The 3,413-nt window shown below is 36.2% G+C and carries 4 protein-coding genes; 1 reads left to right on the top strand and 3 read right to left on the bottom strand.

Annotated features, from left to right (window positions below; all coding sequences use genetic code 11):
* Positions 1–196 precede the first annotated feature (196 nt).
* Complete coding sequence (gene dkgB / locus AACU95_RS13105) at positions 197–1,000, top strand: 2,5-didehydrogluconate reductase DkgB (protein ID WP_036908191.1); 804 nt, start codon at positions 197–199, stop codon at positions 998–1,000.
* Between the two features lie 55 nt (positions 1,001–1,055).
* Here the strand turns inward: dkgB and yafC are convergent, their stop codons facing one another.
* The 3 genes from yafC to cbpA all read right to left on the bottom strand — a co-directional run bounded on the left by yafC (position 1,056) and on the right by cbpA (position 3,346).
* Positions 1,056–1,952 (bottom strand): DNA-binding transcriptional regulator YafC, encoded by an 897-nt coding sequence (gene yafC / locus AACU95_RS13100; RefSeq protein WP_036971038.1) that lies wholly within the window; start codon positions 1,950–1,952, stop codon positions 1,056–1,058.
* 144 nt (positions 1,953–2,096) lie between these two features.
* Complete coding sequence (gene cbpM, locus AACU95_RS13095; protein ID WP_004247011.1) at positions 2,097–2,402, bottom strand: chaperone modulator CbpM; 306 nt, start codon at positions 2,400–2,402, stop codon at positions 2,097–2,099.
* On the bottom strand, positions 2,402–3,346 hold the full coding sequence (cbpA, locus tag AACU95_RS13090; protein ID WP_004247010.1) for a curved DNA-binding protein: 945 nt from the start codon (positions 3,344–3,346) through the stop codon (positions 2,402–2,404). The genes cbpM and cbpA overlap by 1 nt, the downstream gene beginning before the upstream one ends.
* Between the last annotated feature and the right edge of the window lie 67 nt (positions 3,347–3,413).

Raw genomic sequence — 3,413 nt, 5'->3', positions numbered from 1 at the left:
ATACCAAGAACTTTTTATCCCCTATAAACTGATATTTTTGATTATTGCTTTTATCACAAAAGTCTTTTGCTTTATAGCTTGTTTTTAGAACAATAAAAAAGACTATACTGTCCACCATGACGATGAGGCACCCAATAAGGTGTCACAAATATCAACTTAATTCCCCTACTGTTATTACCATTTTCAGGAGAGATGTATGAGTGTTCCCGTTTTAGGTCTTGGTACTTTTCGCTTAAAAGACGATGCGGTTATAAATTCTGTAAAAACTGCACTAGAACTAGGTTATCGTGCTATTGATACAGCACAAATTTATGAAAATGAAGCTGCTATAGGACAAGCCATTGCAGAAAGTGGTATATCTCGCGACGCGCTTTACATCACAACAAAAATCTGGGTAGAAAATTTAAGTAAAGATAAATTAATTCCTAGTTTGAAACAAAGCTTAAGTGATTTACAAACAGATTATGTTGACTTAACTCTAGTACACTGGCCATCACCAAATGATGCAGTTTCTGTTAAAGAATTTATGCAAGAGTTATTAGCTGCGAAACAGATGGGATTAACGCGAGAAATTGGTATTTCAAATTTTACCATTCCATTAATGGAACAAGCTATTGCTGCCGTTGGTGTTGAAAATATCGCAACAAACCAAATCGAATTATCACCTTATTTACAAAATCATAAAGTGGTAAATTGGGCTAAACAGCATGGCATTCATATTACATCTTATATGACTCTAGCTTACGGCAAAGCATTAAAAGATGAAACAATACAAACCATTGCTAAAAAACACAATGCAACACCAGCACAAATCATTTTAGCTTGGGCTATGAATGAAGGTTATTCTGTTATTCCATCTTCAACAAAACGTGAAAATTTAGCCAGTAATTTACTCAGCGTAAATATCAAATTGGATAGTGAAGATAAACAAGCGATTGCAAAGTTAGATTGTCATGATCGTTTAGTTAGCCCAGAAGGTTTAGCGCCTCATTGGGATTAAGATTAACCAATTTAAATCGTAATATAGGTGATATTATTTTTATCACCTATATGTTTTAACCTACTTTTTTAGCAATATACTCACTCAGAGAATCAATAAATACACGGATGCGTTGGCTAACCACTTTTTCACTATAATAAACGGCATTAAAAGGCATAGCTATAGGTTGCAGTTTATCGGGGAATAATTCGATAAATCGACCATTTTCGATATCATTAACCACCATAAAATCGGAAAGGCAAGCAATACCATTACCTTCGAGACACAATTGTCTTATCGTTTCTCCACTATTCGACGATATTCCCATAGGAGCTTCTAATAATTGTCCATTCTCTCGCTCAATAGGCCATGTGTTTAGTGATACTGGTTCAGTAAAAGTTAGACAAGTATGGTCAAGCAGATCTTCTGCGATTTTAGGCTGTCCATAACGGGCGAGATAGTCCGGGGTCGCAACGATTTTTCGATAACTATTCAATAGTGGTTTTGCCCGTAAACTGGAATCCGTTAAATTACCGACTCTAATCGCGATATCTACTTTACGTTCAATAAGATTGATAAATGTTTCAGATGAAACTAAAGAGAGGGTTATTTGAGGATATTTTTGCTGAAATTGTTTAATAAAAGGCACCAGTAGATGCAAAACAACCGGCGTTGCGGCATCAATACGTAATAGACCCTGTGGTGTTTTTTGTGTATTAATTAATTCATCTTCAGCTAATTTCATATCTTGCAAGATAACTTGCATACGATGAAAGTAATGCTCCCCCTCTTCCGTTAAACTCAATTGTCGCGTAGTCCGATTTAATAAATTAACGCCTAGCTTTGACTCAAGTTTTTTTACCGTACGACTAACAGCAGAATTGGCTAATGCTAATTTTTCTGCAGCACGTGTAAAACTACCACTTTCAACTACTGCAATAAAAACTTGGACTTCTTCTGAGGTGGCTTTCATTATTGACCTTAGAAACGAGTGAATAATAACCTAATAACGAATCACTCTTATTATATAAGATATACGCTAATTGCTTTAAAAAATTATTTCTATATTTTTATAGTTAGTTTTTCTCAAGCAATTAGCGATATATTATCTGACACTTTATTCATTATTAATAAAGCGCATAAGCTGTTGTCGAAGTTGTTTATTATCTTGCTTTAATCGTTCATTTTCATCCAACAATGTCAAGGCGATTGCAATACCATGCCAATCCAATGCTAACTCTCGATGAAGTTTTAACGCCCGATGTACAACAACAACTGCATCATCATTGAAAAACCACTCCTGGGTGGTAATTTCTACAGGCTCAATAACCCCTAATTCAACAATTTCTTGAAGTTCCTCTTTGGAAACACCAGTATGATGACAAAGCTCAGTCATAGTAAATATTGTTGTTAATTGTGCCATTATTTATTCTCCCAGTTTTTACGTGGATTATAATCGGCTTGGGCTTCGGCGAGTTGTTGCCATAATGAATGTGTTTTTTCATCCACTTTAGGTGGCATGACGACTTTCAAAATGGCATAGAGATCACCACTCTTTTGCTTACTTACTAAGCCTTTTCCTTTAATTCTCAGGCGTTGACCTGCCTGACTAGCGGGAGGAATAGTAAGTAAAATTTTATCTTTAAGTGTAGGAATAGCAATTTTAGTACCTAATGCGGCTTCCCAAGGTGCAATAGGAACCACAATTTCAAGATCATGCCCTTTTACATCAAATAATGGGTGAGGTGCAATACGAATAGTTAGCCATAAATCACCATTTTCTCCGCCATTCTCCCCAGCAGTACCTTGGCCTTTTAAACGAATACGTTGTCCATCAACAACACCGGCAGGAATTTTGACATTCAAGGTCTTAGGAATTTCTTTCTCTATCATGCCAAAGACATTATAAACCGGTAAATGGTAGCTAATGGTACGCTTATGCTCTTCTTGTGCTTCTTCAAGAAAAACTGGTAATTCAATTTCTAGATCTTGTCCACGTTGTCTAGGTGCTTGACGTGAATGGCGCCCTTCAAAAGGCGAACCTTGACCAAAGAAAGAAGCATAAAGATCGTCAAAATCTTCCTGACTAAAACTTTGTTGGTTTGAATGTGAATTGTTGTGCTGTGTAAATTGTTTAAATTTCGGATCATTGCGGTGAGCCCAAAGTTCGTCATATTCAGCTCTGCGCTGTTCATCACCAAGAATTTCCCAAGCTTGCGCTATTTCTTTAAAACGCTCCTCAGCATCTGGCTCTTTACTTACATCTGGGTGATATTTTTTCGCTAAACGGCGATAAGCAGTTTTAATTGTTTTCATGTCATCAGTGGGTTTTACCCCCATAATGGCGTAATAATCCTTTAATTCCATAGTGATATCTCGATTATGTTAAACATTAAATACCCTACATCTATAGATTATAGGACAGAGAACGCTT

It is taken from the genome of Proteus sp. G4415 (assembly GCF_963896075.1).
GTDB classification, from domain to species: Bacteria; Pseudomonadota; Gammaproteobacteria; order Enterobacterales; family Enterobacteriaceae; genus Proteus; species Proteus mirabilis.
The sequence above is the reverse complement of the archived record's forward strand: the minus strand, read 5'-3'. Positions and strand labels throughout refer to the sequence as shown.